The organism is Aquimonas sp. (assembly GCF_044377145.1).
In the GTDB taxonomy this organism is placed as follows: Bacteria; Pseudomonadota; Gammaproteobacteria; order Xanthomonadales; family Xanthomonadaceae; genus Aquimonas.
The window spans coordinates 29,250-54,547 of the sequence record NZ_JBILJQ010000005.1; the positions used below are offsets into that span (position 1 = coordinate 29,250).

The 25,298-nt window shown below is 67.3% G+C and carries 15 protein-coding genes and 1 CRISPR repeat array; of the genes, 3 read left to right on the forward strand and 12 right to left on the reverse strand.

The features are described 5' to 3' along the window. The first annotated feature begins 366 nt into the window (after positions 1–366). Together gltB and ACIQ7H_RS02950 are read left to right on the forward strand one after the other, a co-directional pair. Positions 367–4,833, forward strand: a complete 4,467-nt coding sequence (gene gltB, locus ACIQ7H_RS02945) for a glutamate synthase large subunit (RefSeq protein ID WP_395788221.1) — start codon at positions 367–369, stop codon at positions 4,831–4,833. Continuing rightward, positions 4,830–6,257: an FAD-dependent oxidoreductase gene (locus tag ACIQ7H_RS02950; RefSeq protein WP_395788356.1), complete on the forward strand. Its 1,428-nt coding sequence runs from the start codon at positions 4,830–4,832 to the stop codon at positions 6,255–6,257. Before gltB ends, ACIQ7H_RS02950 begins: the two co-directional genes overlap by 4 nt. A gap of 38 nt (positions 6,258–6,295) precedes the next feature. Here ACIQ7H_RS02950 and ACIQ7H_RS02955 read toward each other — a convergent pair whose 3' ends face one another. Genes ACIQ7H_RS02955 through ACIQ7H_RS02975 form a run of 5 tightly spaced genes read right to left on the reverse strand, consistent with a single transcriptional unit; the run spans position 6,296 to position 10,914 of the window. Continuing rightward, positions 6,296–7,192: a DUF6999 family protein gene (locus ACIQ7H_RS02955; RefSeq protein ID WP_395788223.1), complete on the reverse strand. Its 897-nt coding sequence runs from the start codon at positions 7,190–7,192 to the stop codon at positions 6,296–6,298. Next, positions 7,189–9,120, reverse strand: coding sequence for a 3-oxoacyl-[acyl-carrier-protein] synthase III C-terminal domain-containing protein (locus ACIQ7H_RS02960; protein ID WP_395788225.1), 1,932 nt, complete (start codon positions 9,118–9,120; stop codon positions 7,189–7,191). Before ACIQ7H_RS02960 ends, ACIQ7H_RS02955 begins: the two co-directional genes overlap by 4 nt. A 50-nt stretch (positions 9,121–9,170) precedes the next feature. Further along, positions 9,171–9,698, reverse strand: a complete 528-nt coding sequence (locus ACIQ7H_RS02965) for a fatty acid desaturase (protein WP_395788227.1) — start codon at positions 9,696–9,698, stop codon at positions 9,171–9,173. 3 nt (positions 9,699–9,701) lie between these two features. Continuing rightward, positions 9,702–10,148: a hypothetical protein gene (locus tag ACIQ7H_RS02970; RefSeq protein WP_395788229.1), complete on the reverse strand. Its 447-nt coding sequence runs from the start codon at positions 10,146–10,148 to the stop codon at positions 9,702–9,704. A gap of 4 nt (positions 10,149–10,152) precedes the next feature. Beyond that, complete coding sequence (locus tag ACIQ7H_RS02975) at positions 10,153–10,914, reverse strand: sterol desaturase family protein (protein ID WP_395788231.1); 762 nt, start codon at positions 10,912–10,914, stop codon at positions 10,153–10,155. 469 nt (positions 10,915–11,383) lie between these two features. On the opposite strand from ACIQ7H_RS02975, the gene ACIQ7H_RS02980 reads away from it, so the two are divergent. Then, positions 11,384–13,084 (forward strand): hypothetical protein, encoded by a 1,701-nt coding sequence (locus tag ACIQ7H_RS02980; RefSeq protein ID WP_395788233.1) that lies wholly within the window; start codon positions 11,384–11,386, stop codon positions 13,082–13,084. 109 nt (positions 13,085–13,193) lie between these two features. Here ACIQ7H_RS02980 and ACIQ7H_RS02985 read toward each other — a convergent pair whose 3' ends face one another. The 7 genes from ACIQ7H_RS02985 to cas5e form a co-directional block, all read right to left on the reverse strand. Next, positions 13,194–17,294, reverse strand: coding sequence for a DEAD/DEAH box helicase (locus ACIQ7H_RS02985; protein ID WP_395788235.1), 4,101 nt, complete (start codon positions 17,292–17,294; stop codon positions 13,194–13,196). A gap of 744 nt (positions 17,295–18,038) precedes the next feature. Then, positions 18,039–21,608: a CRISPR direct-repeat array (repeat unit 29 nt; unit sequence CGGTGCATCCCCGCGCATGCGGGGAACGG). Between the two features lie 117 nt (positions 21,609–21,725). Further along, positions 21,726–22,028 carry a type I-E CRISPR-associated endoribonuclease Cas2e gene (gene cas2e, locus ACIQ7H_RS02990; protein ID WP_395788237.1) on the reverse strand — a complete coding sequence of 101 codons (303 nt, stop codon included), beginning with the start codon at positions 22,026–22,028 and terminating at the stop codon, positions 21,726–21,728. A 2-nt stretch (positions 22,029–22,030) separates the two neighbouring features. After that, complete coding sequence (cas1e, locus tag ACIQ7H_RS02995) at positions 22,031–22,951, reverse strand: type I-E CRISPR-associated endonuclease Cas1e (RefSeq protein ID WP_395788239.1); 921 nt, start codon at positions 22,949–22,951, stop codon at positions 22,031–22,033. Next, positions 22,948–23,439, reverse strand: a complete 492-nt coding sequence (locus tag ACIQ7H_RS03000) for a DUF3368 domain-containing protein (RefSeq protein ID WP_395788358.1) — start codon at positions 23,437–23,439, stop codon at positions 22,948–22,950. Before ACIQ7H_RS03000 ends, cas1e begins: the two co-directional genes overlap by 4 nt. Beyond that, positions 23,432–23,758 carry a type II toxin-antitoxin system prevent-host-death family antitoxin gene (locus ACIQ7H_RS03005; protein WP_395788241.1) on the reverse strand — a complete coding sequence of 109 codons (327 nt, stop codon included), beginning with the start codon at positions 23,756–23,758 and terminating at the stop codon, positions 23,432–23,434. Before ACIQ7H_RS03005 ends, ACIQ7H_RS03000 begins: the two co-directional genes overlap by 8 nt. 35 nt (positions 23,759–23,793) lie before the next feature. Next, positions 23,794–24,540, reverse strand: a complete 747-nt coding sequence (cas6e, locus tag ACIQ7H_RS03010) for a type I-E CRISPR-associated protein Cas6/Cse3/CasE (protein WP_395788243.1) — start codon at positions 24,538–24,540, stop codon at positions 23,794–23,796. Continuing rightward, positions 24,537–25,298: a type I-E CRISPR-associated protein Cas5/CasD gene (gene cas5e / locus ACIQ7H_RS03015; RefSeq protein ID WP_395788245.1), complete on the reverse strand. Its 762-nt coding sequence runs from the start codon at positions 25,296–25,298 to the stop codon at positions 24,537–24,539. The genes cas6e and cas5e overlap by 4 nt, the downstream gene beginning before the upstream one ends.

Consider the following 25,298-nt stretch of genomic DNA (forward strand, 5'->3'; position numbering starts at 1 on the left):
TGCGAAGACTCGCCAGCGCACCACCGTTGTTTGAGCCGCAGCCCGGAGTTGAACCGCAGCGCCAACCCGCGGAACAACCCGCCGCTGCGGACGCGCACAGCGCCCGCCGAAAACGCCGCAGAACTCGCGCAAACGGTCGCGCGCCGTGAGCCCAAAATGCCCCTCAGCGGCCGCAAACGTGCGTCCATAACCAGCCGAAGTGGCCGGCCTGACGGCCTGGACGAAGTGGCCTGCTGCTGGTCCGCTCCGGTATTCCTCTTGGTAGTTTGACGCGTCGCACAAGGGTGTGATTGTGTGGGGGTCCGGCGGCCCACGGTGGGCGCTGGAAACCGCGCCAGCAACATCCCCCGGGGGCATCGCAAGCGTATGAGCGGAATTGACCAGCAGGCGCCGCAGGTTCTGTTCGACCCGCGGCTTGAACACGACGGCTGCGGCTTCGGCCTGATCGCCCATCTCGATGACGCGCCCAGCCGCGAGATCATCGACCTCGGCCTGACTGCTCTCTCGCGCATGACCCATCGCGGCGCGGTCGCGGCCGACGGTGAATCCGGCGACGGCTGCGGCCTGCTGATCCGCCGCCCCGAGGCGTTCATCCGCGCGCTCGCCGAAGACCACGGCTTCTCGCTGGCACCGCTGGCCACCGCGGGTCTCGTGTTCCTGCCGATGGACGAAGCAGCAGCTGCACGCTGTCGCGATGAACTGCGCGCGCAGCTGGAGAAAACCGGCTCGCGTATCGCTGGCTGGCGCCAGGTGCCTGTCAACCCGCAGGCGGCCGGGCCGCTGGCACGTGAGCGACTGCCGCGCATCGAGCAGGTGTTCGTGAATGCCGACCGCGGTGAGGATGCCGCCAGCTTCCAGCGCGGTCTCTACACCGCGCGCCGGCGCGCCGAGATGGCGCTGGCCGATGTCAGCGATTTCCACGTGGTGACCCTGGCCGAGCACAGCCTCGGCTACAAGGGCATGGTGATGCCCGAACGTCTGCGCGAGTTCTATCCGGATCTGTCGCACCCGCGCCTGGCCAGTTCATCGGTGGTGTTCCACCAGCGCTTTTCGACCAACACCCTGCCGCGCTGGGCGCTGGCGCAGCCGTTCCGCTATCTGGCCCACAACGGCGAGATCAACACTATCCGCGGCAACCGCTTCTGGGCGCGTGCGCGCGGCGCGCGAATGCGCTCGCCGCTGGTGGACTTCCGCGAGTTCGAGCCGCTGGTCAGCCAGGACGGCTCCGACTCCGCCAGCCTCGACAACATGCTCGAGGTGCTGCTGACCGGCGGCATGGACCTGCTGCAGGCGATGCGCATCCTGATTCCGCCGGCCTGGCAGAACGTCGACGGCATGGACCCGGACCTACGCGCGTTCTACGAATACTTCGCCCTGCACATGGAGCCCTGGGACGGCCCGGCCGGCATCGTGCTGACCGACAGCCGCTATGCCGCCTGCGCGCTCGACCGCAACGGCCTGCGCCCGGCGCGCTGGGCGCTCAACACCAGCCGCATGCTGGTGGTGGCCTCCGAGGCCGGCGTGGTCGACTGGCCGGCGCGCGAGATCGTCGCCAAGGGCCGGCTGGGGCCGGGCGAAATGCTGGCGGTGGATCTGCACCGCGGCGAGTTTCTCGACACCGCGCGAATCGACCAGATCAACCGCGAGCGCGCGCCGTTCAAGCGCTGGCTGAAGCAGGGCGTTCGCTATCTGGAAACCGACCTGATCGACGCGCGGCTGGCCGCTGAGCCACTGCTGCCGGCCGATCTGCTGCGCTACCAGAAGATGTTCAACCTCTCGGCCGAAGAGCGCGACACCGTGCTCAAGGTGCTGGCCGAAACCGAAGGCGAGGCGATCGGCTCGATGGGGGACGACACCCCGCTGCCACTGCTGTCGACCCGGGTGCGCTCGCTGTACGACGCCTTCCGCCAGGCCTTTGCACAGGTCACCAACCCGCCCATCGACAGCTATCGCGAGAAGCTGGTGATGAGCCTGCACACCCAGATCGCGCGCGAGAGCAATCTGTTCGAGCTCAACCCGGCCTATGCACGCCAGGTGATGATCAATTCGCCGGTGTTGAGCCAGCGCAAGTTCCGGCAGATTCTCGGTCTGCGCGAGGAAGGCGTCGGCTCGGTGGTGATCGATCTGAACTATCCGCAGGCCGATGGCCTGGACGCGGCGCTGGCGCGCTGCTGCCGCCTGGCCGAGGAAGCCGTGCGCTCGGGCACGCTGCTGGTGGTGATGTCGGACCGCGCGATCCGCGCCGAGCACCTGCCGATTCACGCCCTGCTGGCGGTCGGCGCGGTGCATCAGCATCTGGTCAACTGCGGCCTGCGCTCGGACTGCAACCTGCTGGTGGAAACCGGCACCGCGCGCGATCCGCATCACTTCGCCTGCCTGATCGGCTACGGCGCCACTGCGGTGTATCCGTATCTGGCCTACCAGACCATCTTCGATCTGGCGCGCTCGGCCGAGCCCGAGACGCGCACCGCCGAGCATCGTGAGCTCGGCCGCAGCTACCGTCGCGGCATCCGCAACGGCCTGCTGAAGATCCTCTCCAAGATGGGCATCAGCACGGTCGCCAGCTACCGCGGCGCGGCCCTGTTTGAGATCGTGGGTCTGTCGAACGATGTGGTGGCGCGCTGCTTCTCCGGCACGCCCAGCCGCGTCGGCGGACCCGGCTTCGGCGAACTCGAAGCCGACCAGCAGCTGCTGGCCGCCCGCGCCTGGAATACCGGCTTCGGCGTCGAAGCCGGCGGCCTGTTCAAGTACATCCACGGCGGCGAGTACCACGCCTTCAATCCGGACGTGGTCGGCGCTCTGCAGTCGGCCACGCTCACCGGCGAACATGCCGACTGGCTGGCTTACGCCAAGCTGGTGAATGAGCGCGAGCCCTCGATGCTGCGTGACCTGCTTGAACCGGATTGGGCGTCGGCAACACCGATCCCGATCGACGAGGTCGAACCCGCCGCGAAGATGTTCAAGGCCTTCGACTCGGCCGGCATGAGCTTGGGCGCGCTCTCGCCCGAGGCGCACGAGGCGCTGGCGATCGCGATGAACCGCCTCGGCGGCCGCAGCAACTCCGGCGAAGGCGGCGAAGATCCGCTGCGCTACGGCACCGAAAAGATGTCGCGGATCAAGCAGGTCGCTTCCGGCCGCTTTGGCGTCACGCCCGAGTATCTGGTCAATGCCGAGGTGCTGCAGATCAAGGTCGCGCAGGGCGCCAAGCCCGGCGAAGGCGGCCAGCTGCCCGGACACAAAGTCAACGAGCTGATCGCCCGACTGCGCTATGCCAAGCCCGGCATCGGCCTGATCAGCCCGCCGCCGCACCACGACATCTACTCGATCGAAGACCTGGCCCAGCTCATCTACGACCTGAAGCAGATCAACCCGACCGCGCTGGTGTCGGTCAAGCTGGTCAGCCATGCGGGTGTGGGCACGATCGCCTCGGGCGTGGCCAAGGCGGGTGCGGATCTGATCACCGTGTCCGGCTACGACGGCGGCACCGGTGCCAGCCCGCTGACCTCGATCAAGTACGCCGGTGGGCCGTGGGAGCTCGGGCTGACCGAGGCGCACCACGCGCTGAGCGCGAACGGCTTGCGCGACCGCATCATCCTGCAGACCGACGGCGGCCTGAAGACCGGCCTCGACGTGCTGAAGGCAGCCCTGCTCGGCGCCGACAGCTTCGGCTTCGGCACCGCGCCGATGATCGCGCTGGGCTGCAAATACCTGCGCATCTGCCACTTGAACAACTGCGCCACCGGCGTGGCCACCCAGCACCATGTGCTGCGCGCCAAGCACTTCAAGGGCATGCCCGAGCAGGTGATGGCCTACTTCATCGGGGTGGTCGAGGAACTGCGCGGCTACATGGCCCGGCTCGGCGTGCGCAGCCTGGCCGAACTCACCGGCCGCAGTGATCTGCTGCAGCCGCGGCTGAGCCTTGACGCACGACGTCAGCGGATCGATCTGCGCCCCTTGCTGGCAGCGCCTCCGAATCCACCCGCGGCGGCCTGCGCACCGGGCCGGCCAACCAAGGACCCGGACGATTTCCACGTGCGCGTGCTGGCCGAGGTCGGACCGGCGATCGAAGCCGGCAGCGGCGGCCGTTTCAGCTATCCGGTGCGCAATATCCACCGTGCAGTCGGCGCCGCGCTGTCGGGCATGATCGCGCGCAAACACGGCAACACCGCGATGGCGGCCCACCCGGTGCGGCTGGATCTGTCCGGCAGCGTGGGCCAGAGTTTCGGCGCCTTCAACGCCGGCGGGCTTGAACTTCATCTGTGCGGCGAGGCGAATGACTACGTCGGCAAGGGCATGGCCGGCGGCCTGATCACCGTGCGGCCGCCGGACGACGCGCGCTACATCGCGCGCAAGTCGGCCATCCTCGGCAACACCTGTCTGTACGGCGCCACCGGCGGAGATCTGTTCGCCGCCGGAACAGCGGGCCAACGCTTTGCGGTGCGCAACTCCGGCGCCACCGCGATGGTGGAGGGCGCCGGCGACCACTGCTGCGAGTACATGACCGGCGGCGTGATCGCGGTGCTCGGCTCCACCGGCCTGAACTTCGGCGCCGGCATGACCGGCGGCTTCGCCTACGTGCTCGATCTCGATCGCAACTTCGTCGACCGCTACAACCACGAGCTTATCGACTTGAACCGGATCACCCTGGAAGGCCTTGAGGCCCACCTGCAGCACCTGCGCAGTCTGATCGAACGCCACCGCGTGCTGACCGGCAGCACCCTGGCGGCCGAGATCCTCGACGACTTCCGCGGCTTCCTGCCGCGCTTCTGGCTGGTCAAGCCGAAGGCGGCCGGCCTCGATTCACTCATCAATGCACTGCGGAGGGCTGCCTGATGAAACGCGACCCGATGCATTTCCTGAGCTCCAACCGGCGCATGCCGACCGAGGTGCCGGTCAAGCTGCGCATCCTCGACGGCCGCGAGATCTATGGCCAGTACGAGGCGCCCGATGCAGCCGACCAGGCCGCGCGCTGCCTGGACTGCGGCAACCCCTACTGCGAGTGGAAGTGTCCAGTCCACAACTACATTCCGAACTGGCTGGAGCTGATCCGCGAGGGTCGGCTGTTCGAGGCCGCGGAGCTGTCGCATTCGACCAATCCGCTGCCCGAGATCTGCGGCCGGGTCTGCCCGCAGGATCGCCTCTGCGAAGGCGCCTGCACGCTCAATGACGACTTCGGTGCGGTCACCATCGGCAGCATCGAGAAGTACATCACTGACACCGCGCTGGCCCAGGGCTGGCGGCCGGACCTGTCGGGCGTGGTGCCCTCGGGCAAGCGTGTCGCCGTGGTCGGCGCCGGGCCGGCGGGCCTTGCCTGCGCGGATGTGCTGGCGCGTCAGGGCATCGATGCGGTGGTGTTCGATCGCCATCCCGAAATCGGCGGCCTGCTGAGTTTCGGCATCCCGCCGTTCAAGCTCGACAAGGAAGTGGTGCGCACGCGCCGGCAGGTGCTGGAGGGCATGGGCATCGAGTTCAGGCTCGGCGTCGAGATCGGCCGCGACCTCAGCTTCGATCAGCTGCTGAACGACTTCGACGCCGTGTTCCTCGGCCTCGGCACCTACACCGCCGTCGATGGCGCGCTGCCCGGGCTCGACCTTGAAGGCGTGGTGCCTGCCCTGCCCTATCTGATCGGCAATGGCCGCTACGCGCTGGGCTTCGACCCGGAACCGCCGAAGCTGTGGGGCAAGCACGTGATCGTGCTCGGCGGCGGTGATACCGCGATGGACTGCAACCGCACGGCGATCCGCCAGGGTGCAGCCAGCGTCAGCTGCGTGTACCGCCGCGACGAAGACGATATGCCCGGTTCCAAGCGCGAGGTCGGCAAAGCGAAGGAAGAGGGCGTCAACTTTCTGTTTCGGCTGCAGCCCAAGGCCATCCTCAGTGGCGAACAGGGCCAGGTGCGCGCGGTGCAGGTGGTCGAGACCCGGCTCGGCCCGGCCGATGCCAAGGGCCGCCGCCAGTTCGAGGAAATTCCCGGCAGCGAGCGCGAAATCGGCGCCGACCAGGTGATGGTCGCGTTCGGCTTCACTCCCAGCCCGCCGGACTGGCTCGCTAGCCACGGCGTGCAGCTACAGATCAATGGCCGCGTGCGCGTCGGCGAAGGCGGCGCCCTGCCCTTCCAGACCGCACACGCCAAGATCTTTGCCGGTGGCGATATGGTGCGCGGCGCTGACCTTGTAGTTACGGCAGTGTACGAAGGCCGCGAAGCCGCCAAGGCGATCGCTACCTCGCTGGGTGTTGCAGCGCTGGCGACAGCCTGAATTGACGCGCGTTCGGTGCGGGCCGAGCAAGCTTGGCTCTACATGCCTTCAGGTTGGCCGCAGCGCTGGGTCTGCAGCTCGCGCTGCTGAACCAGAAACGCATGCAGCATCTCCGTCGACAGGCCATGCAGGGTCAGCCGGAAGCCCGCGCGCAGGGTCGACATCGGCACCAGCGGGTGGCGGTTGTTGACCAGGATCAGATGCTCGCGCGCGTTCAGCAGGGTGGCCACGTAGATGCCGATGGTCTCGTCGAGCTGCAGCGAGTTGGTCGCACGCCAGAAGTCGCTGTCGCTCAGAAACAGCTGATAGACCGGGGTGAACAGCTCGATGCCGCTTTGCAGGTCGATGAGGTTGGTCCAGCGCCGCGGCATGTCTTCCAAGCGCACGCTGGGCTCTTCAATCATCGAGAAGTCCGGCTCGGCGACCGGGGCGAGGCTGGCACCGACCTCGTTCATCGCCTTGTTCAGACGGATCACGAAGTTGAACAGATTGAGGTCATGCTTGAGAAACACCTCGTCGGCTAGGTCATCGATCGTCTGCGGAAACAGGCCGGCGGTGGGCACCGCCACCGGCGCATTGGCGGCGATGAAGGCGAGACTCTGCGAGCCCAGGTGAAAGTGTCGCAGGATCAGCCAGTTGGCCTCCGGGCGCAGGAAATTGCGCAGGCCCCAAGCAAGCAAGCGGTGTAGGGCTTTCGAGAAGGCCAGCTTGCGCGGGGTGAACACCTTCACCACCTGCACCAGCACGATGCACAGCCGCGCCAGCGGGCGCAGGAAGGGCAGCAGGTACTGGCGCGCACGCGAGCTCGAATCCGCCAGCCAAGCGCGCTTGATCGGCTCCGGCAGCGGCGTGCTGCGGTCCAGATACAGGGCGAGCCAGGGGTTGGGGTCCTGCGGATCGTGCGCTTCGGTGACGAAGTCAGGGGCGGTCTTCATGCTTTGACGTGCTCGAATTGCATCAGATAGAGCTCCGCAGTGCGGGCGGCGGTGGCGATGATCTGCTCGGCGGCGCTGCCAGTTTCAATGCTGTCGATGGCGATCACGATCTCCACCGCCTGCAGCCAACGCTGCAGATGATGGACATCGTTGGCGCCGTGGTATTCGAGAAAGCGGAACGCGCCAGCAGGCAGATCGGGCCGCGCTTTCATCAGGGGCAACAGGGCCGGAATGATCCGCTGTCCGGTGCCTTCGATGATGTAGATCGCGCCGAGCAGGCCGATCGGGTTCGCAGTTGCCGCCAGCGCGTGCAGGTAGGCATTCAGCGCCTCGCCGCCGGGGTTGCGGCGCAGCGCGTCGATATCGCTGATGCTGCCGCCGGCCTTACGGTAGTCGTCGAACAGGATCTTGAAATCGTTCTGCTCGTCACCGGCATGGGTTTCGATCAGCCCGCCGAGTTCGCTGTAGGGCGCGCGCAGATTGGCCGCGGCCTCGCGCATCCAGCGCGTGCCCTCGCGCACCTGCGGCACCCAGTCCTGCATCCACTGACGGTAGTCATCAAGGCCGAAGCGACCCTCGCGCAGGCTGCGGATGATCGGCGTGCGCCACACCCTCGATCGATAGCCGTGCCAGATCGCCGCCAGCTCACCGAGCAGCTGGCGCAGCGCCGGCGGCGCGAGTGCCGGGTCGTGCGGCGGCGCGACTTCGGCCTCGTTGCTTGCCGGCGCGTCGCTCGCATGCACGGCCCGCTCGGCGATCGCTGCGGGCGCTGATGCCATCGCACGCACCGGCGCCATCGGCGCATCCGCGGCCTCGACTTCGAGCATCACGAAGGCGACCGTGAAGCGGCCGGATTCCGGGATGAAGCACAGAATTCGCTGGCCGGCCTGCAGCTCATGGGAGCGCCGGAACTCATCCAGCATCACGAAGATCGAGGCCGCGCCGGTGTTGCCGCGCTCGATCAGGTTGCTGTACCAGCGCTCGCGCGGGATCGCCAGCCCGGCTTTGTGCATCAGCTCATCGACCAGGGGCGCGAAACGTTCCGAGGAGTAATGGCATAGGAAGTGGCTGACCGTGGCCGGATCGATCCAACCGGCATGGGCGAGCCCGGCATACTCGTGGATGCCGACATCGAACAGATGCGGCAGCAGGCGGATGTCCTGACGCAGGAACAGCGCGCCCTCGGCCTCGGCCGCCTGCCAGGACGGGTAGTCCAGATGCGAGCGCTCGCGGTCGGCGCTCAGGCCCAGCTGCATGCACACCGGGTAGTCGCCACCGAACGAGCGCTGGTGGATCCAGCGCAGGCGCAGGCGCAGGCCAGCTCCTGCGTTGGGCGCATCGCCGAGCAGCAGCGCGCCGGCGCCGTCGGACAGCATCCAGCGCAGAAAATGCGCGTCGAAGTCGGCGTCGTAGCCCTTGCCCGCATAGCGCGAACGCTTGAACAGACGCGAAGGCATCTCGCTGGCAGCGACCAGCGCGCGACGCTGCGCGCCCAGCTCGATCGACTGCGCGGCATAGGCCCAGGCACCGATGCCCGAGGCACAGATCCCGTGGCTGGACAGCGTCTCCATCGGCGCTGCGCCGAGCTCACCCTGCAGCATGCTGGCAAAGCCTGGCATCAAAGCGTCGCCGCCGGAGGTGCCTGCCGCCAGCAGCCCGACCTCGGCGAGGCTGCAGCCAGCATCGCGCAGACACTCCGTAACCGCCTGCGCGGCCATCGCCGCGTTCGAATACAACGTATTGCCCTCGGCATCGATGGCGTAGTGGCGGCTGCGGATGCCGTTCTCGCTCAGGATGCGCTGCTTGATACGGCCCGAGATCCGACTCAGCGGGGCGATATAGGCGTCCATCGCAGCGTTGTCGATCGCCGCGCCGGGCAGAAAGCGCCCGGTGCCCTGCAGGTAGATGCGTTCAAACTGTGTGGGCATCAGAATCCGTTCCATGGCTGATCAAAGGGGCGAAGACGCGCTGACGCGGCTCATCGTGCGCTGTCGGCCGGCGGGCTCGACGCGTCAAGCGGCTGGTCGCTGTTCACCTGCGCGGGGGCACTCGCCATCAGCGAGCGCGATCGATAGCGCGGCAGCACGCTGCCGAGCACGAACACCCGCAGCAGATAGCGCAGCAGGCCAGGCTCCTGCAGGCGCGGATCCAGCCGCGGCGCGATGTCCTGCTGCAGCGCTGGCAGCAGCGACCAGTGCAATCGCGGCTGCAGGTGGTGCGCCGTGTGCCGGCCGATGTTGAAGAACAGCAGGTTCACACCGCCGCCGAAATTGCGCGCGAAATCCAGCGGCGAATGTCCATCGGCGTGCGCATGCTGCAGATAGTTGGCGCCCAGCAGCCAGTGCAGACCGAACAGCTGCGGAACAATCACCAGCAGCAGCGCGTTCCACGGGTCCAGGACCAGCAGCAGGCTCCAGCTGCCCAACCACAGCGCGTACTGCAGGGCATACCAGCGATAGGCCGCCGACTGCCGTCGGTGCAGCTGCTTCAGCGCGCGCAGAATCAAGGGCTACACCGCGAGCACCGCGTGCAGCGGGTGCATCAGCCAGCCGAGCAGATCATTGCGATCACCGCCAAACCGGTAGGTGCGCGCGACATCCTGCGGGCCATGCCGATGGCGGTGGTGGTTGCCCATATGCGCCGGCGCGAACACCCAGGTCGGGTGGCCCTGCAGCAAGGTGATCCACAGGTCCGTCGCGCGATTGAGCCAGCGCCCACGCCACATCGGCAGATGCGCGTGGTTGTGGTGGATCACGCCGATGCCGATGCTGAGCAGCAGCTGCAGCGTGTACAGCAGGGGCGAGAGGCCATATCGCCATTGCCACGCGGCCAGCACTGGCCATGCCAGCAGGTAGGCAAGGCTTTGCAGGTCGCGACGAAAGCGCAGCCGGCCGAGTGCCGTCGGTTCGGGTCTGGCGCTGCAGCCCGGATTCGCGGTGATGGCGTGTTGCGGCATGCGCTCAGATGGGCCCTTCTGCAGCGACAGTGGGTGGTCGTGAATCGTCGGCAGGCGGCAGCGCGGTGCCGAACCAACGATCGAACACGCTCAGCAGGAACCCATAGTTGCCGTGATAGCTGACGTGGTGGCGGTGGTGACGATAGCTGGGGCTGTGCGTGACCGCGGGCGATTCGGCCGCGATGAAGCTGTAGTTCGAGTGGCCAATGCTGTTGAGCGCGATGCTGAGCACCGGCAATGCCGCCAGCGCGGCGAAGCTGAAGTCGTGCACCAGCATCGGCAGCAGGGGCACACTGCCCAGCAGCAGCGCCTCGACCGGGTGGAAGCTGTAGGTGGACCACGGCGTGGTCACAATCGAGCGATGGTGGTGCGCGTGGAAGCGCCGCAGCGGCCGCGTATGCAGCAGGCGATGACTGGCGTAGAAATGCAGTTCGTTCCAGACCAGCAGCAGCGCGAACTCGAGGACGATGCGGAACGCGGCCGGCTGTGGCGCCAGCCGCGCCCAGCCCAGCTGCAGCAGCCCCCAGGGCACGATCAGCCCGAGCCCGAAGATCAGCACCGAGCTGGTCGACAAGGCGAGTTCGCGGCGCAGCTGGCCGGGGCCCAAGGCATGCATATCCAGGCGACGGCCGAGGCCCAGCGACGGCAGCAGGCCGCGAGTCAGCAGCAGGGTGACGATGGCCGCTGCGATATACAGGGTGGCGAAGTACAGCAGGCCGACGGCCATCACCTCGATGGCGCTCAAGCGGATGAAATCAATCGTCATTGCCTGCAAACCGATCGGGCTATGGTGGCCGAGTGTGGGCCGCAGCATAGCCCGGGCGTGCAGCCGACCGCCGTTGCGGCAGCGTTTTCCGGCCTGCCGAGTGCTGCAAACGGGAGTGGATCCGGCCGACCGCGGCTTTCTGCGCGAGCACCACTCGGTCCGTAGGTCTGCTACGCCACGTGAGGCGTGATGCGATGCACACATCCGTGCACATCAGTAATTCTCCTACCCCCGATCGCGCAGAAATCTGACTGACAGGCGAGTGATCAGCCGACTGCGCGGGATCAGCGCAGGGCGGAGTCTGTTACAGCCGCAGCACTGCACCCGAACGGCCCCCGCGAACCGCCCCGAAACGGCACCGCCGCACTGGCCCACTCGCGTTTCCGCTGCCGCAGAACCGGCGCACTCCACGCGCCCTGGAACCGCCGGCAGCCCACATGCCCCCGGCCTCTGTAGCGAGAACACCGTCATGAACCCACTGCTTATCCGCGATTTCAGCGTGCTCGAGATCGAGCGCGATCTGATCCTCAACAACCTGCGGCTGTGCCGCCCGCGCATCCTGATTGTCACCGAGCCCGATCTGACCTACGGCGCCGCCGACTTCGGCCTACTGCGTGTGCTGGAAGCGCTGACCACCGACAGCAGCGTCAGCATCAAACCGGTGCTGACCCTAGCCTATCGCGGCAACTACCCCAACCCTAACCCGATCAATGTCGGCACCGACAGCTATACGGTGTTGAACAATTTCAACTTCGCGACGGCCGCGACGGCGGTCACCGTTTCCAACTATGACCAGATCTGGATGTTCGGACGCTCCAGCAGCAGCGCGATGGACCTGCCCAACAACCAGATCGAAGTGGTCGCGCGCTTCATGAATGCCGGCGGCGGCGTATTCGCCACAGGCGATCACGCCAACATCGGCCAACCTCTGTGCGGCAGCCTGCCGCGCATCCGCCGCATGCGCGAGTGGAGCAGCATCCCGATGGGCGGCGAGACCAATATCGACCAGGCGGTGCAGCGCATCGACACCGTGGTCGACCCGGGCGCCAATGGCCTCTACGATTTCAGCGACCAGGGCGACAACATCCCGCAGCGGATCTTCCCGCACTACACCGTGACCGCCCATGCCACCACCCGCTGGCAGGCGCGGGTGCATCCGCTGCTGATGCTGCCCGGCGCGCCGGTGGTGCGTGACGGCAACACCGGCAATCTGAACTTCAACCGCGATATCGACGTGCTGCCCGACCACCCGCACGAGAGCGTCTGCTACGCCGTCACCAATGCGGCCACGCTCGGCGCGACGTACACCGTCGGTGCGCTCAGTTTCGCCGAGTTCCCCGCGCAGTCCGCCAACCCGGCGCAGCGCGTGCCGGCAACGCTGGTGGCCTCGGGCGTATCCGGTGGCCGCTCGGTCCAGAACGGTGTGTGGAAGCCGCCGGTGCAACCGCGCATGTTCGGCCTGATCAGCGCCTGGGACGGACGCTTGGCGAATGCCTACGCCGGCCAGAGCCAGCGTCCCGGCCGCATCGTCTGCGACTCGACCTGGCACCACTACGTCAATGTCAATTTGAACGGCATGCGCCCGGGCGGCGTGCCGGATGCCAACCTGCAGAAGATCTACAGCTACTACCGGAATATCCAGAGCTGGCTGCAGCCGGCCAACCGCGTCTTTTGCCGCGCGTGGTGGGATCTGATTGCGGTTCGCCTGCACCCGCGCGTAAGCGAAGAGTTGAGCGTGCTGGAGGATCTCAAGCCTTGGTCGGCGCGGGTGGGCCTGGGCCGCGAGGCGCTGGCGATCCTGCGCGAGGAAGGCGGCGCCGAGGCGGCTGACGAGTTCCTCGACGCGGTGCTGCAGTGCGACCGCGAGAGCACCGCGATCGCTGACCTGCTGGCCAACGAGCGCATCGGCGAGACCCATCTGGATCCCGACAGCCTGCGCGCCGGCGCCATCGGCGCGATGCTGGTTCGGATCGCCGAGGAACTGCCCAACGAGGCCCCGGAAGCGCTGCTGAAGCGGATCGAGGCCGGCCCCGAACGCGATATCGCCCTGCTCACCGAGGCCGCCCGCAGTGCCCTGCGTGAAGGCCTGAGCGAGACCGCGCAGCGCGCCAAGGCCACCCTGGGCCTGCTGGAATTGTTGCGGCCGAAGGCGGACAGCGCGGACGCTTGAGCGCGGACGTGCTGAGCACGCTGCGCCAGCTCGAACCCAAGCGGGGCCGTCCAACGGCCCCGCTTTTGCGTGCGCACCTGGCCGCCACACCAAGGCTCGATCCGCTGCCTCAAGCCCCGCTCAACAGCCCCAGCAGCTCATCCACACCGACTGCCGTCGCGCTGGCCTGATCACCAATCACCTGGTCGATCAACTCGCGCTTGGCGCCGTGCATGTCGAGAATCTGCTGCTCGATACTGCCGGCCAGCACCAGCTTGTAGACCGTCACCGGACGGGTCTGGCCGATGCGATGGGCGCGGTCGGTGGCCTGCTGCTCCACGGCCGGGTTCCACCACGGATCGAGATGGATCACATAGTCGGCGGCGGTCAGGTTCAAGCCGACGCCGCCGGCCTTCAGGCTCAGCAGGAACACATCGCCTTCGCCGCGCTGGAACGCGGCGACCTCGGCCTCGCGCTTGTTCGAGGGCGTACTGCCATCAAGGTAGCGATAGGCGATGCCCTCGGCCTCGAAGCGCGCGCGCACGATCGCCAGGTAGTCGGTGAACTGGCTGAACACCAGGGCCCGATGGCGGTTGTCGATCAGCTCGGTGACCAGCTCGACCAGCTGTTCGAGCTTGGCGCTGGTGAGCTTCAACTCGGGCGCGACCAGGTTCGGATGGCAGGCGGCGCGGCGCAGCCGGGTCAGCTCGGCCAGAATCTGGAAGCGCTTGGATTCGCCCGGCATCGCCTCGGCGCTGAGCCGCTCCAGCGCCTGTTTGCGCAGCGCGGCCAGCAGCTGGGCCTCGCCGGGCGAGGGCTCGATGCTCTGCACGATCTCGGTGCGCGCCGGCAGCTCACTCAGCACTTCGGACTTGGTCCGGCGCAGCAGGAAGGGGGCGATCAGACGCCGCAGGATCTCGCGCTGCGGGCCGCGTGGGTCGCGTTCCAGCGGCAGCAGAAAGCGCGTGCGGAAGGATTCCTCGCTGCCCAGCAAGCCGGGGTTCAACACCCGGAACAGGCTCCACAGCTCGCCAAGGTGATTCTCCAGCGGCGTGCCGGTGCAGGCCATGCGGAATCCCGCCTTGAGCCGACGCACCGCCTGCGCGCGCTGGGTGGCCGCGTTCTTGAACGCTTGGGCTTCATCCAGCACCAGGCTGGCGAATTCGAGCTCGGCGAAGGCATCGATGTTCGATACCAGCAGACCGTAACTGACCACCACCACATCGCCGGCAGCGAGCTCGGACAATGCGGCCTCGCGGTCGCCGTCGCCGTAGACGCGAATGTTCAGGCTCGGCGCAAATCGCGTCGCTTCGCCGCGCCAGTTGCCGACCAGGCTGGTCGGGGCCACCACCAGGGCCGGGCCTTCGCCCGCGCGCGCCAGCAACACCGCCAGCGCCTGAACCGTCTTGCCCAGGCCCATGTCGTCAGCCAGACAGGCGCCCGCGCCCCAGGCGGCCAAGCGCAGCAGAAACTTGTAGCCGTCGATCTGGTAGTCGCGCAGCTCGGCTTGCAGCAGGCGCGGCAGTTCCGGCTGCAGATCGCGCGCCGCGTCCATGCGCTTCAGCTGCTTGCGGAACGCGGCATCCAGCTGGCTGCTTTCATCCAGCGCGCCCTCCAGCGCGTAGGCCGCCGCCATCGGCACCTGCACCTGGCCGCGCTCATCGGCAAAGGCGCGCAGCACCTGCAGGCGTCGCCGCAGTTCGGCATCCAGCGCGAGCACGCGATCACCGTCGAGACGCAGATAGCGGCCCTGCCCCGAAGGCAGGCCGCGCAGCACTTCGGCCAGCGCGACCACGCTGCCGTCATCCAGGGTGAGGCCACCGCTGGCGGCGAACCAATCGCGCTTGGCGGCGACCTTGATCTGCAGCGGGTCCTTTCCGCCGATACGCGCAACCCGCATCGATTTGCCGGCCTTCCACTCCAGGCCCAGTTCGGCGTGTTCCTGCAGTTGGGCAAGCACATCCAGGGCTTCGTCCGGCGCTTCCACGCGCAGGCTCTCGCCTGCCGGCAGGCCGGCCAGCAGGGGCACCGCTTCTTCCAGCGCCGCCAGCGCGCGGCGCTCGGCGGTGAAATCACGCCGCGCGCGGCAGGCCGCACCGTTGGACTGGCCCAGCACCACGTCGGCGCCCACCGCAGGCAGCACGAACGGGCCGTCGGCGCCAAGCGGACGCAGCCCGATCCGCACAGCGAGCCCCTCGCCGGCCGGCTCCAACTGCGCGACCAGCGCGGCCTGCGCCTGCACGTCCTGCAAGCCCAAGGCTTCAAGGCTGCCGTCCAGATTCAGCGTGCGCCCAAGCCCGGGCAGCATCTGCATGAACTGGCTCAGGGCTTCGGGCGGCAGGGCCAGGCCGCTGCCGATGATGCCGGCGATCTTGGCCTGGGTCGGGCTCGGCTTGAAGCGCAGCAGCTCACCACCCTGCCGGATCAGCAGCGGCTCGGCGCCGCTGGTCAGGGCCGGGTCGAGCTTCAGCTCGATGCGCCCATCCGGCAGGCGTCGCGTTTGCAGCCGCGGCTCCAGCTCGCGCACCTGCAGCGGCTGATCCTTCATGTCGAACACGCGCGGGTGGCCGATCAAGGCATTGACGGTGCGCGACTGCGCCGCAAACTCGCCGTAGAAGTCTCGGCGCGCGGCATCGGCCATCATCGCCGACACCAGGCGGCGATCAGGGTCATCGCCGGGCGGCAGGCGCTCCTGCAGATTGGCCACGCCCTGGATGCTGCGCACCTCGCGCCCCGACGACCAGCCACCTTTCGCGTTTGGACGATGCTCCACCAGATTCAGCTGCAGGGCGGACTGCTCGCCTTGGTGCACCGCCACCTGCACCGTGAGCTGGGAGTAGTTCGACGGCTCGGCGTCATCGCTGTTCTTCAGCGGCTGTGTCGCCAGCGCCTGGCCCAGCGCATTGAGCGCGGACTGCCAGGGCGGCGCCGCTTCGATCCAGCCCAACAGATCGGGCTGCACCTGAACGTCCGGCGCATCCAGCTGGCAGTCGATCTGCGCCTGCAGCCAGCGCCAGCCAAACGCCGTGGCCTGCGCGCGCGCGGTGTGCAGGGCCGCTTGCAGGGTCTTGTTCGGCGCCAGGCCCGACCAGCGATGCAGCACCCCCACCCACCAGACCTCCAGCGGACGCGGATCGGTCGGCAGGCGAAAACCGTTCAGCACGCGACCTTCCTGGTGCGCCTGAGTGAACTGCTGCCAGGCCAGCTGTGCATTGCCGCCATCCACCGGATGCAGCTCGATGACGCCGCGCGCCAGCTGCTCGCGGCGCTTCAGGTCGCGGGGGGCTGTGGCCACGCTGAGACAAGCCAGATGCATCAGACCAAGCAGGCCGGTCGGCCGATAGCGAGGGCCATTGGCCTTGCGCATCGTCGCCAGCGAAGCCTCGAAACCGGGCAGTGCATCGGTCGGTGCGGCCCCCTGCAGCAGCTGCTCGCAGGCGCGCAGCGCGGGGGCAACGATGGTGAAATCCACGCCCAACTCAAGCAGGCGCGGCAGCTCGCCGCGCAGCAGGGCGTGCTCAACCATCACCGGCAGCAGCTGCATGCGCAGCTCCGGGCGGTCGGCGTACTGTTGCATCGCCGACGCATAGCTGCCTTGCTTGGCGGAGGCGGGGTGCGCCAGCTCCGCGAGCATCACCGATGACAACACCGGCCCGGCAAAGGTCGCCGACATGCCGCTGCAGATTTCCGCGCCCAGCTCGATCGCCAACAGCGCCAGCGGGCGCAGCACCGTCTGCAGGGCGCTGTCGTCACTGGTGTAGAACGCGCCCAGACCGAAGCCCTCGCCACTCGCGCCACCCAGCGCCGCGGCGATGCGAAGACGCTCGCGCAGATCCGAGTGGTACTGCGATTCAACCTCGGCCAGCGCCCTGCGCTGCGGCCCCATCAGCGCCTGCGCCACCTTCTTGGCACGCCCACTCTCCAGCAGGCTGCGCGCCGCCATCACCCGCAGCTTGATCGGGTGCAGGGGCGCCAGATGATCGGCACTGCGGAAGTTGACGAAGGCGGTCAGCTGGCCGACCCGGCGCGTGACTTCGCCCGGGTTCGGCGACACCCAGAACGGGTCCAGCCCGCAGATGCCCAAAGCCTTCTGCAGCGGCACCCGCGACACCGGCGAATCGGTCAGCGCCAGCAGTTCGACCAAGGCCTTCTCCGCCGGCGCCAGCGCGGCGAAGCGCGCCTCCATATTGGCCGCAATCTGTGCGCCCGCTTGTGCCGTCGGCTTTGCCATCAGCGATCTCTGACCTCGAACCCGAGCGCGGCCAGCGAAGCACCACCGCGCGAATGAAGACCCCCGCACACCCGAAGCACCGCGAATGCTTGCAGGCGGCGCCTTGTCGAGGGCAACAGATGAGTAAGCGGCGGAGTATTGCAGATCAAGGACGGGTTGGGGCACTGCGCGGGCACGCGGGTGCAGAACTGTGCGCCAGGCTGAGTTTCGGCTAGCGTGGCCCTGGCCGTCCCTCGGCGCCGCCCAGCAAGCCTGTTGCGCCATCGCACGCACCCCAGGCGCCGCCGTTGTAGGGTGCGATAAGCGCAGCGCATCCGCCGCCTACTCGCTCCAGGCGCCGCCGAGATCGAGAGCTGCCTCCGCCCCCTGCTCCGCCGGCATGCGCGTCGGCCGGATGCGCGCATCGGCATGCAGGCATCGGCGCGCATTCGACGACAGCGCCGAGCGTTGCTGTTCAAGGTGCCCCGCATGCGGAAGAGCCTCGCACCGCAGACACACTCGATTCCATTGAGAGAACGCCGTGACGCGTCCAGGTCCTGACGTCCAAGAACGGTTTCGGGGTATGAGCCCGACGGTTCGATGCCCGCGCCACGGCGAGCCCGGAAGATAACCCAGGGTTTTGGTCGACTGGAATGACAGCGTGGTTCGCGGAGAGCTTGATCGCCCGCAGGTGCCGGTGGCCGATCAAGGATTGCGCGAGTGCGGGGAACGGAACCAGGTGCCCGCCGGCGTCACTCCAGCGATAGGTGCTTCCCCGCGCATGCGGGGAGCGGATGTCGGCCAGCAGCGCCTCGATCTTGGTGATCGGTGCATCCCCGCGCATGCGGGGAACGGCAGCAGTGGGAGTACACGCTGGCGAAGGCGTACGGTACATCCCCGCGCATTCGGGGAACGGGCGAACAACTTCGCGCCCACGGACACGCAATACCGTGCATCCCCGCGCATGCGGGGAACGGGCTGTGATTCCTGACAATCACTGCGTGGCGATCGGTGCATCCCCGCGCATGCGGGGAACGGAAGGGAACCGACAACGCCAGCTGCTACGAAGGCGGTGCATCCCCGCGCATGCGGGGAACGGTCCGACCTGGCGCCTCAGCTCGCGGTCGTGTGCGGTGCATCCCCGCGCATGCGGGGAACGGGCGAACCGGCGCGCGACGTTGATTTCGGAATACGGTGCATCCCCGCGCATGCGGGGAACGGGGGGTCGACGATCCCGTCGCCACGCAGTCGGACGGTGCATCCCCGCGCATGCGGGGAACGGCACTCCCAAGACAGCACCCCATCCATACAACCCGGTGCATCCCCGCGCATGCGGGGAACGGGGTGCGTGGAAGCGATTTGGCACACCAAGCGTCGGTGCATCCCCGCGCATGCGGGGAACGGCGCGGAACCACACAGGAGACGAACATGGACGACGGTGCATCCCCGCGCATGCGGGGAACGGGTAGTCCCAGCGCTTGCCCATGAAGGACAAGCCGGTGCATCCCCGCGCATGCGGGGAACGGGCAGTAACTTCAGTTTGTTTCGAGTTTGTAGACGGTGCATCCCCGCGCATGCGGGGAACGGTCACCCTTGATGAAGCTGGAGCGGAAGGCGTACGGTGCATCCCCGCGCATGCGGGGAACGGCAGCAGCTTGCCGCGCTCCGTGTGCCGGTTGCCGGTGCATCCCCGCGCATGCGGGGAACGGTCTACCTGCGCACGTGGCGGCCTGGCGCGTATCGGTGCATCCCCGCGCATGCGGGGAACGGGTCGCCTCGGGATGCCTGTACGCGCAGCCAGTCGGTGCATCCCCGCGCATGCGGGGAACGGGTTCACGAGCGCATCGGGCTGCACAGGATCAACGGTGCATCCCCGCGCATGCGGGGAACGGGACGCACAGCGTCACTTGCACGGCTTCGTCAACGGTGCATCCCCGCGCATGCGGGGAACGGCACGACTCCGTAGTGGCCGTTGGTCAGGTAGGCGGTGCATCCCCGCGCATGCGGGGAACGGACCCTGATGCCGGCGCTTCTGGTAGCTGCCGGCGGTGCATCCCCGCGCATGCGGGGAACGGCCACGACCGAAGCAATCCGCCAAGCCGCAGAACGGTGCATCCCCGCGCATGCGGGGAACGGCCGCCCAAGGTCACCCGACCCTGATCGGCTACCGGTGCATCCCCGCGCATGCGGGGAACGGCGGTCGACGGCGGTCATTGCAGCGGCGGTGAGCGGTGCATCCCCGCGCATGCGGGGAACGGATCACGATGTAGCTCTCCACAATCGCGACCGCCGGTGCATCCCCGCGCATGCGGGGAACGGGATCGAACAGTCCGCTACCCCTGTCCCTAGCGCGGTGCATCCCCGCGCATGCGGGGAACGGCGATGCCTGATTGATCGGCCGGATCGGGATGACGGTGCATCCCCGCGCATGCGGGGAACGGTTCCTGCTGCTGCTCGGCCTCGACGAACTCGCCGGTGCATCCCCGCGCATGCGGGGAACGGGAAATGACGGCGATCGTCGCGAGCTTCTTGTACGGTGCATCCCCGCGCATGCGGGGAACGGAAGGAGACGGGTCGGTCCGCGTTCATCAGGTCCGGTGCATCCCCGCGCATGCGGGGAACGGGAACAGTCGGCCCTCCTCTGCGGCCATGTTCGCCGGTGCATCCCCGCGCATGCGGGGAACGGTGTTTGCCAAGTCTTGCCAACGGCTCCAGTCCCGGTGCATCCCCGCGCATGCGGGGAACGGCCCTCGCCCCTGATCAACGCATTGACCGCATCCGGTGCATCCCCGCGCATGCGGGGAACGGGTCAGCGCCAGCGCGGCAATGAATGTCGCCCCCGGTGCATCCCCGCGCATGCGGGGAACGGTTTGACTCAGTCAGTTGTCTGATCTGCTGGAGCGGTGCATCCCCGCGCATGCGGGGAACGGGAATTTCGTCCGTATGGCTCTTGCACCGTCCTCGGTGCATCCCCGCGCATGCGGGGAACGGTGGTGTCTCCGTTGTGTTGTTCATAGTCGCGACGGTGCATCCCCGCGCATGCGGGGAACGGTGCATCCATGTGATTAGCTGCCTTTACACAATCGGTGCATCCCCGCGCATGCGGGGAACGGGACGCTTGCGCCATCGCCGACGGATCGCAAAGCGGTGCATCCCCGCGCATGCGGGGAACGGGGTGATCCCCACATCAACAACGCCCTTGCTTTCGGTGCATCCCCGCGCATGCGGGGAACGGCCCGCTAGAGTGACCCAACTAGGAACCGCTAACGGTGCATCCCCGCGCATGCGGGGAACGGACTGGCAGCGGCGGGCGGCAGCTGCCTTGCGCCGGTGCATCCCCGCGCATGCGGGGAACGGCCCCTCTTGGTCTTGGCGATGGCGTCTCGGGCCGGTGCATCCCCGCGCATGCGGGGAACGGATGGCAATCGAAGCCTACCGCACCAACGCAACCGGTGCATCCCCGCGCATGCGGGGAACGGGTCGATGATAGAAACTACCTCACACTGGAAGACGGTGCATCCCCGCGCATGCGGGGAACGGACCAGCGCGCCGGCAACCAGGAACACAAACGACGGTGCATCCCCGCGCATGCGGGGAACGGGCCCTCGCAGAACGCCTCAATCTGGAATTCATGCGGTGCATCCCCGCGCATGCGGGGAACGGGGAGCGGCCACAACTCCTGTGCCCGCCGCATCCGGTGCATCCCCGCGCATGCGGGGAACGGGAAGCGCTGACAAATCATCGAAGCAGGGGGAGACGGTGCATCCCCGCGCATGCGGGGAACGGCAGTTGGTCGACAAGCTCGGCGACCCCGATTCCGGTGCATCCCCGCGCATGCGGGGAACGGTCTGTGACCAGCGGGCGCGTCTTCATCGGAGCCGGTGCATCCCCGCGCATGCGGGGAACGGATCACCAACGAACAGCGCCGTAAGAACGCTGCCGGTGCATCCCCGCGCATGCGGGGAACGGAACCGCGACCTCGGCACCGGGTACTGGACCGGCGGTGCATCCCCGCGCATGCGGGGAACGGGACACCGGAAACACTGGGCCGCGGTGCACTGGCGGTGCATCCCCGCGCATGCGGGGAACGGGCAAGAAGGGCGCGGGCGAGATGCTGGGGCTACGGTGCATCCCCGCGCATGCGGGGAACGGTCGGACTCGGCTGCGTTGACGGCCGCAATCAGCGGTGCATCCCCGCGCATGCGGGGAACGGTAGGCCAGCACGGATTCGTCGCTGTCAGTGGTCGGTGCATCCCCGCGCATGCGGGGAACGGGCAGATGTCGCAGACGATCATGCGGGCAAAGGCGGTGCATCCCCGCGCATGCGGGGAACGGTCTTCTTGCAACCAGTTGATCTACCAACGCTTTCGACAGCTGGAGAATTCTACCAAGCTGAACGAGCTGTCACTCAGCGCGATCGCGCTCAATGTCAGGCTGTCAAAGAGCACGCGTTCACGGTCCCGCGGGTGCGGCCTGTTCGGGGAGGAAGTCGACCAGACGTACGCCATCCATTTCAGACGGAATGCGCCGGTTCTCGCCGATCGTTTCGAACTGGAAGCCGGCCTCCTGCCCGAGGTCGCGCCACATCAGCACGGCGTTGCCCTGCTCGATGCCTTCCACCACCTGCTGCCAGAGGTATTCGCGCACTTTGCGGTTGTAGTCACCCACATACACGCCAGCCCGAACTTCGAGCAGCCAGATGGCCAGCCTGCCGCGCAGACGAGGGGGTGCGTTCTCCAGCACGATCACAACCATGCTCAGGCCCTGTGCCCGGGGTCGCCGATCGACTCCGGATTGGGGATGGCGGGTTCGATCTGGTCCTCGTGCGGCTGCGGTGGTGTCAACTCGCCCGCCGCGAGAATCTCTTCAATGTCCGGGATGATCCGCTCCAGCAGGCGCGTTTTGCGGAACGCATCGCGACACTGCAGACGCACCATTTGTTCGGGGTTTTCCGGCTGGCGCGCGGCGACAGCAAAGGCAACCGGCACCACGGTTTCAAACTTGTAGATGTCGGCCACGTCGTAGACGAAGGACAAGGGCTTGCCGGTGTGGATGAACCCCACCGCGGGCGCGTAGCCGGCGGCCAGCACTGCGGCCTCGGTGATGCCGTAGAGGCAGGATGTGGCGGCCGACAGGCAGCGATTGGGCAGGTCGCCCGCGTTCCAGGTTTCGACATCGTAGTCGCGTCGCTTCCATTCAACGCCAAACTTGCGCGCAAGCAGTTTGTAGGTTTCGCGTACACGAGCACCCTCGATGCCACGCAGCTGGTCGACGCTGCGGCGTTGCGGCGGCTCGTCGCCAAAGCGGCGTTTGTACATCGCCCTTACAACTTTCAGGCGAGCGGTTTCGTCCAAGGCCAAGGCTGCTTGGTACAGCAAACGATCGGACCGTGCGCCGCCGGGTTGGCCCGCCGAGTAGAAGCGCACGCCCGCTTCGCCGACCCATACCAGCAAGGTGCCGACCTGGGCGGCAAGGCGCACGGCGGCGTGTGAAATCCGGGTGCCTACTTCCAGCATCAGGCACGCCACCCCACCGATCGGAATGTGTTTGCGCACACCGGTTTTGTCGACCAATACGAAAGCGCCATCGAGCACATCGAGCTGACCCTTGCTGACGAACAGAATCGACAGCCGCTCTTTGATCGGGATGGGTTTCAGGGGTGGCAACACGTGGCTCATGGGTCCTGCTCTCCGGCCAGACGAAGCGCTTCGCGTTGGAGTGCACCGGAAAGAAAGTACCCCGATGCGGCCAGCTGATCGAGCTTGGGGCGAATGTTCATCAGCAGACCACGGCGCTTCGCCGCGATCAACACGCCCAGGCATCCGACCAACTGCAGGCCGAGCTCTGTGGCGACCCGACGCGCCAGGCGGTCATCGACCAATACGATGCATCGTCGTTGCGCCGCCAATGCCAAGGTGCTGGCTTCACCGGAACCCAGCCCCTGATGTTGCATGGCGTAGTCAGGCGCCCCGCATTGCGCAATCCAACCGGCAGCGAGCGCGGCGCGAATCGATTTCGCCTCACTGCGCTCTGGCGGGGCCAGACATTCCTGCACGACCTGCTCAGTGACCTGCGCTTGCGAGAACAAGCGCGGCAGAAGCTCCAGACCTTCGATGCGTGCCAGCGCAATCATCGGTCCCGCATCCACCGCCAGCAGCTCAGTCACCAAGGGCCTGCAGCTCCTGCTCCAGCTCGCCCGGCTCCGGCCTGGCGACTGCAATGCCCGCCCGGGCCAACGTGTCCATGAACTCCAAGATGCTCATGCCCGCCAAGCGTGCCGCTCGGCTGAGCGATAGCTCTGCCGCCTTGAACAGGTGCGTGGCAAGGCTGACCAACACACCCTCCCGCAGCAGGGCCTCGTCGAAGGGCACGGCAACAAACACGGGCTGGCCGTGTTTGGTCACGACTGAAAGATGTCCAGCCTCTGCCTCTCGCACGATCTCGGCGGTACGGTCGCGCAGATCGCGAATGGTGAAGGTGTGCATGGCTCGCTCGCAAAGTGCCCACAGGTGTGTGCACTTTAATCCGCTCGCCGAGCCAGCAGCAAGCCACATCCGAAGGCTTTGGCATGGCCGATCCCGCGCAGCAAGGCATTGGAGAACGCCAAGGGATCGCGCACTTCGAGCACGCCGCTGATGTCCACCGTGCTGAGGCTGATGGGCGCCTTGTTGCCCCGGGGGAATCGATGCTGGAGGTAGGAGTCCACCTGCAAACTGGGCGCATCGAGGATGAAGCCATGCCGCGCTGCCACGCCCGGCCGATCGGCATTGCCCAGCAGCCAGTCGGCCACGGCCTCATGCACCAGCGGGTACAAGGCCGGGCGCTCGGCATCGCCCAGCTTTGACCATGTGCCCGCAGAGTGCGCTGCGATCAGATGCTTCTTGGCGTGCATCACCACGTCGTGCCGCTTGGAGCGCCGCTTTGGGTCGGCCCCTTCAGGACGAATACTGCGCACCGGGTTGGCCCTCAACTCAAAACGCAGGCGCTCGCCCTGTGCAAGTGCCGGTTGGTATTCGCGTGAATCGACCCGCCACGCGGGGTGCGGCGCCAGTGGCGCGCGCGCAGACACGGTGTAGACCACGCCAGGCTGATCATCACGCGGCTCGATGCGGCGAAACAGAAAGTCCCGCGGTGCTTGGTGCTCGGTGGCGAAGAATTGCCAAAGCCATTGGTGCTCGCGGTAGGCATGCCCTACGCCAGCCTGAAGCAAGGCCTGTCGCGCCTGCGGGTGCGCGGTATCGAGCTGGATGCGGCTGAAGTAGCTCATGGCTGTACTCCCGATTCAACCGGTACGGGCATACCCAGCAAAGCGACGCGCTCAGTTCGGTCGCTGAACTGCCAGCGTTGGCGCGAGCCGGGCTGGTCGCGTCGAGTGACCGAGAACACCGTGGCGTCAGCCTGACCCAGTGGCACCGGCAGGTCTTCGTCGAAGGCGACCCGCTGCAGTTGGTCGGCGCCTCGAAGGCCGTAGATTGGCGGAAAGTCTGCCTGCGAAAGCGCCTCCAGAAGGGTGTCAGCGGCGACGACCTGAGGCCGCAGCGGCACGGCCGGCGGGCAGCTCTTGCGGCCGAGATACAGCACGAACCGCGGCGTCAGCAGCGCCTGTCGGACTTCAGCCAGCGATACGTCTGCTGCATTACCACGCGACCACAGCATCACCACCGACAGCGCGTCCTGACGGTAGTCGCGCTTGGAGAGAATCGTGTTCAGCTCAGCACGCGGCAGGGCCAGCTCATCGGCGCGGGTCCGATGTGGGCGCTTTTTCATCTGGCTGGCCGAGGGCACCTGGGCAGTATGGTAGTCGCGCAGCAGGTGGCCGCTGGAGTACACCGCCACTGCAAGGCCCAGGCTTGCCGACAGCGCATCCAGCCGCGCCTGCTCATCGCGTCGAATGCCGAGCGCCGCTGCCACCAGGCCCAGCACCGCCGAACGGCCTGGATACTCATGGCTGGGCCGATCCTCGCCCACCGCCACCTCGCCCCAACTGGCCAGCGGCGCATAGGGTCGAAACAGAAGAAAGTCCAT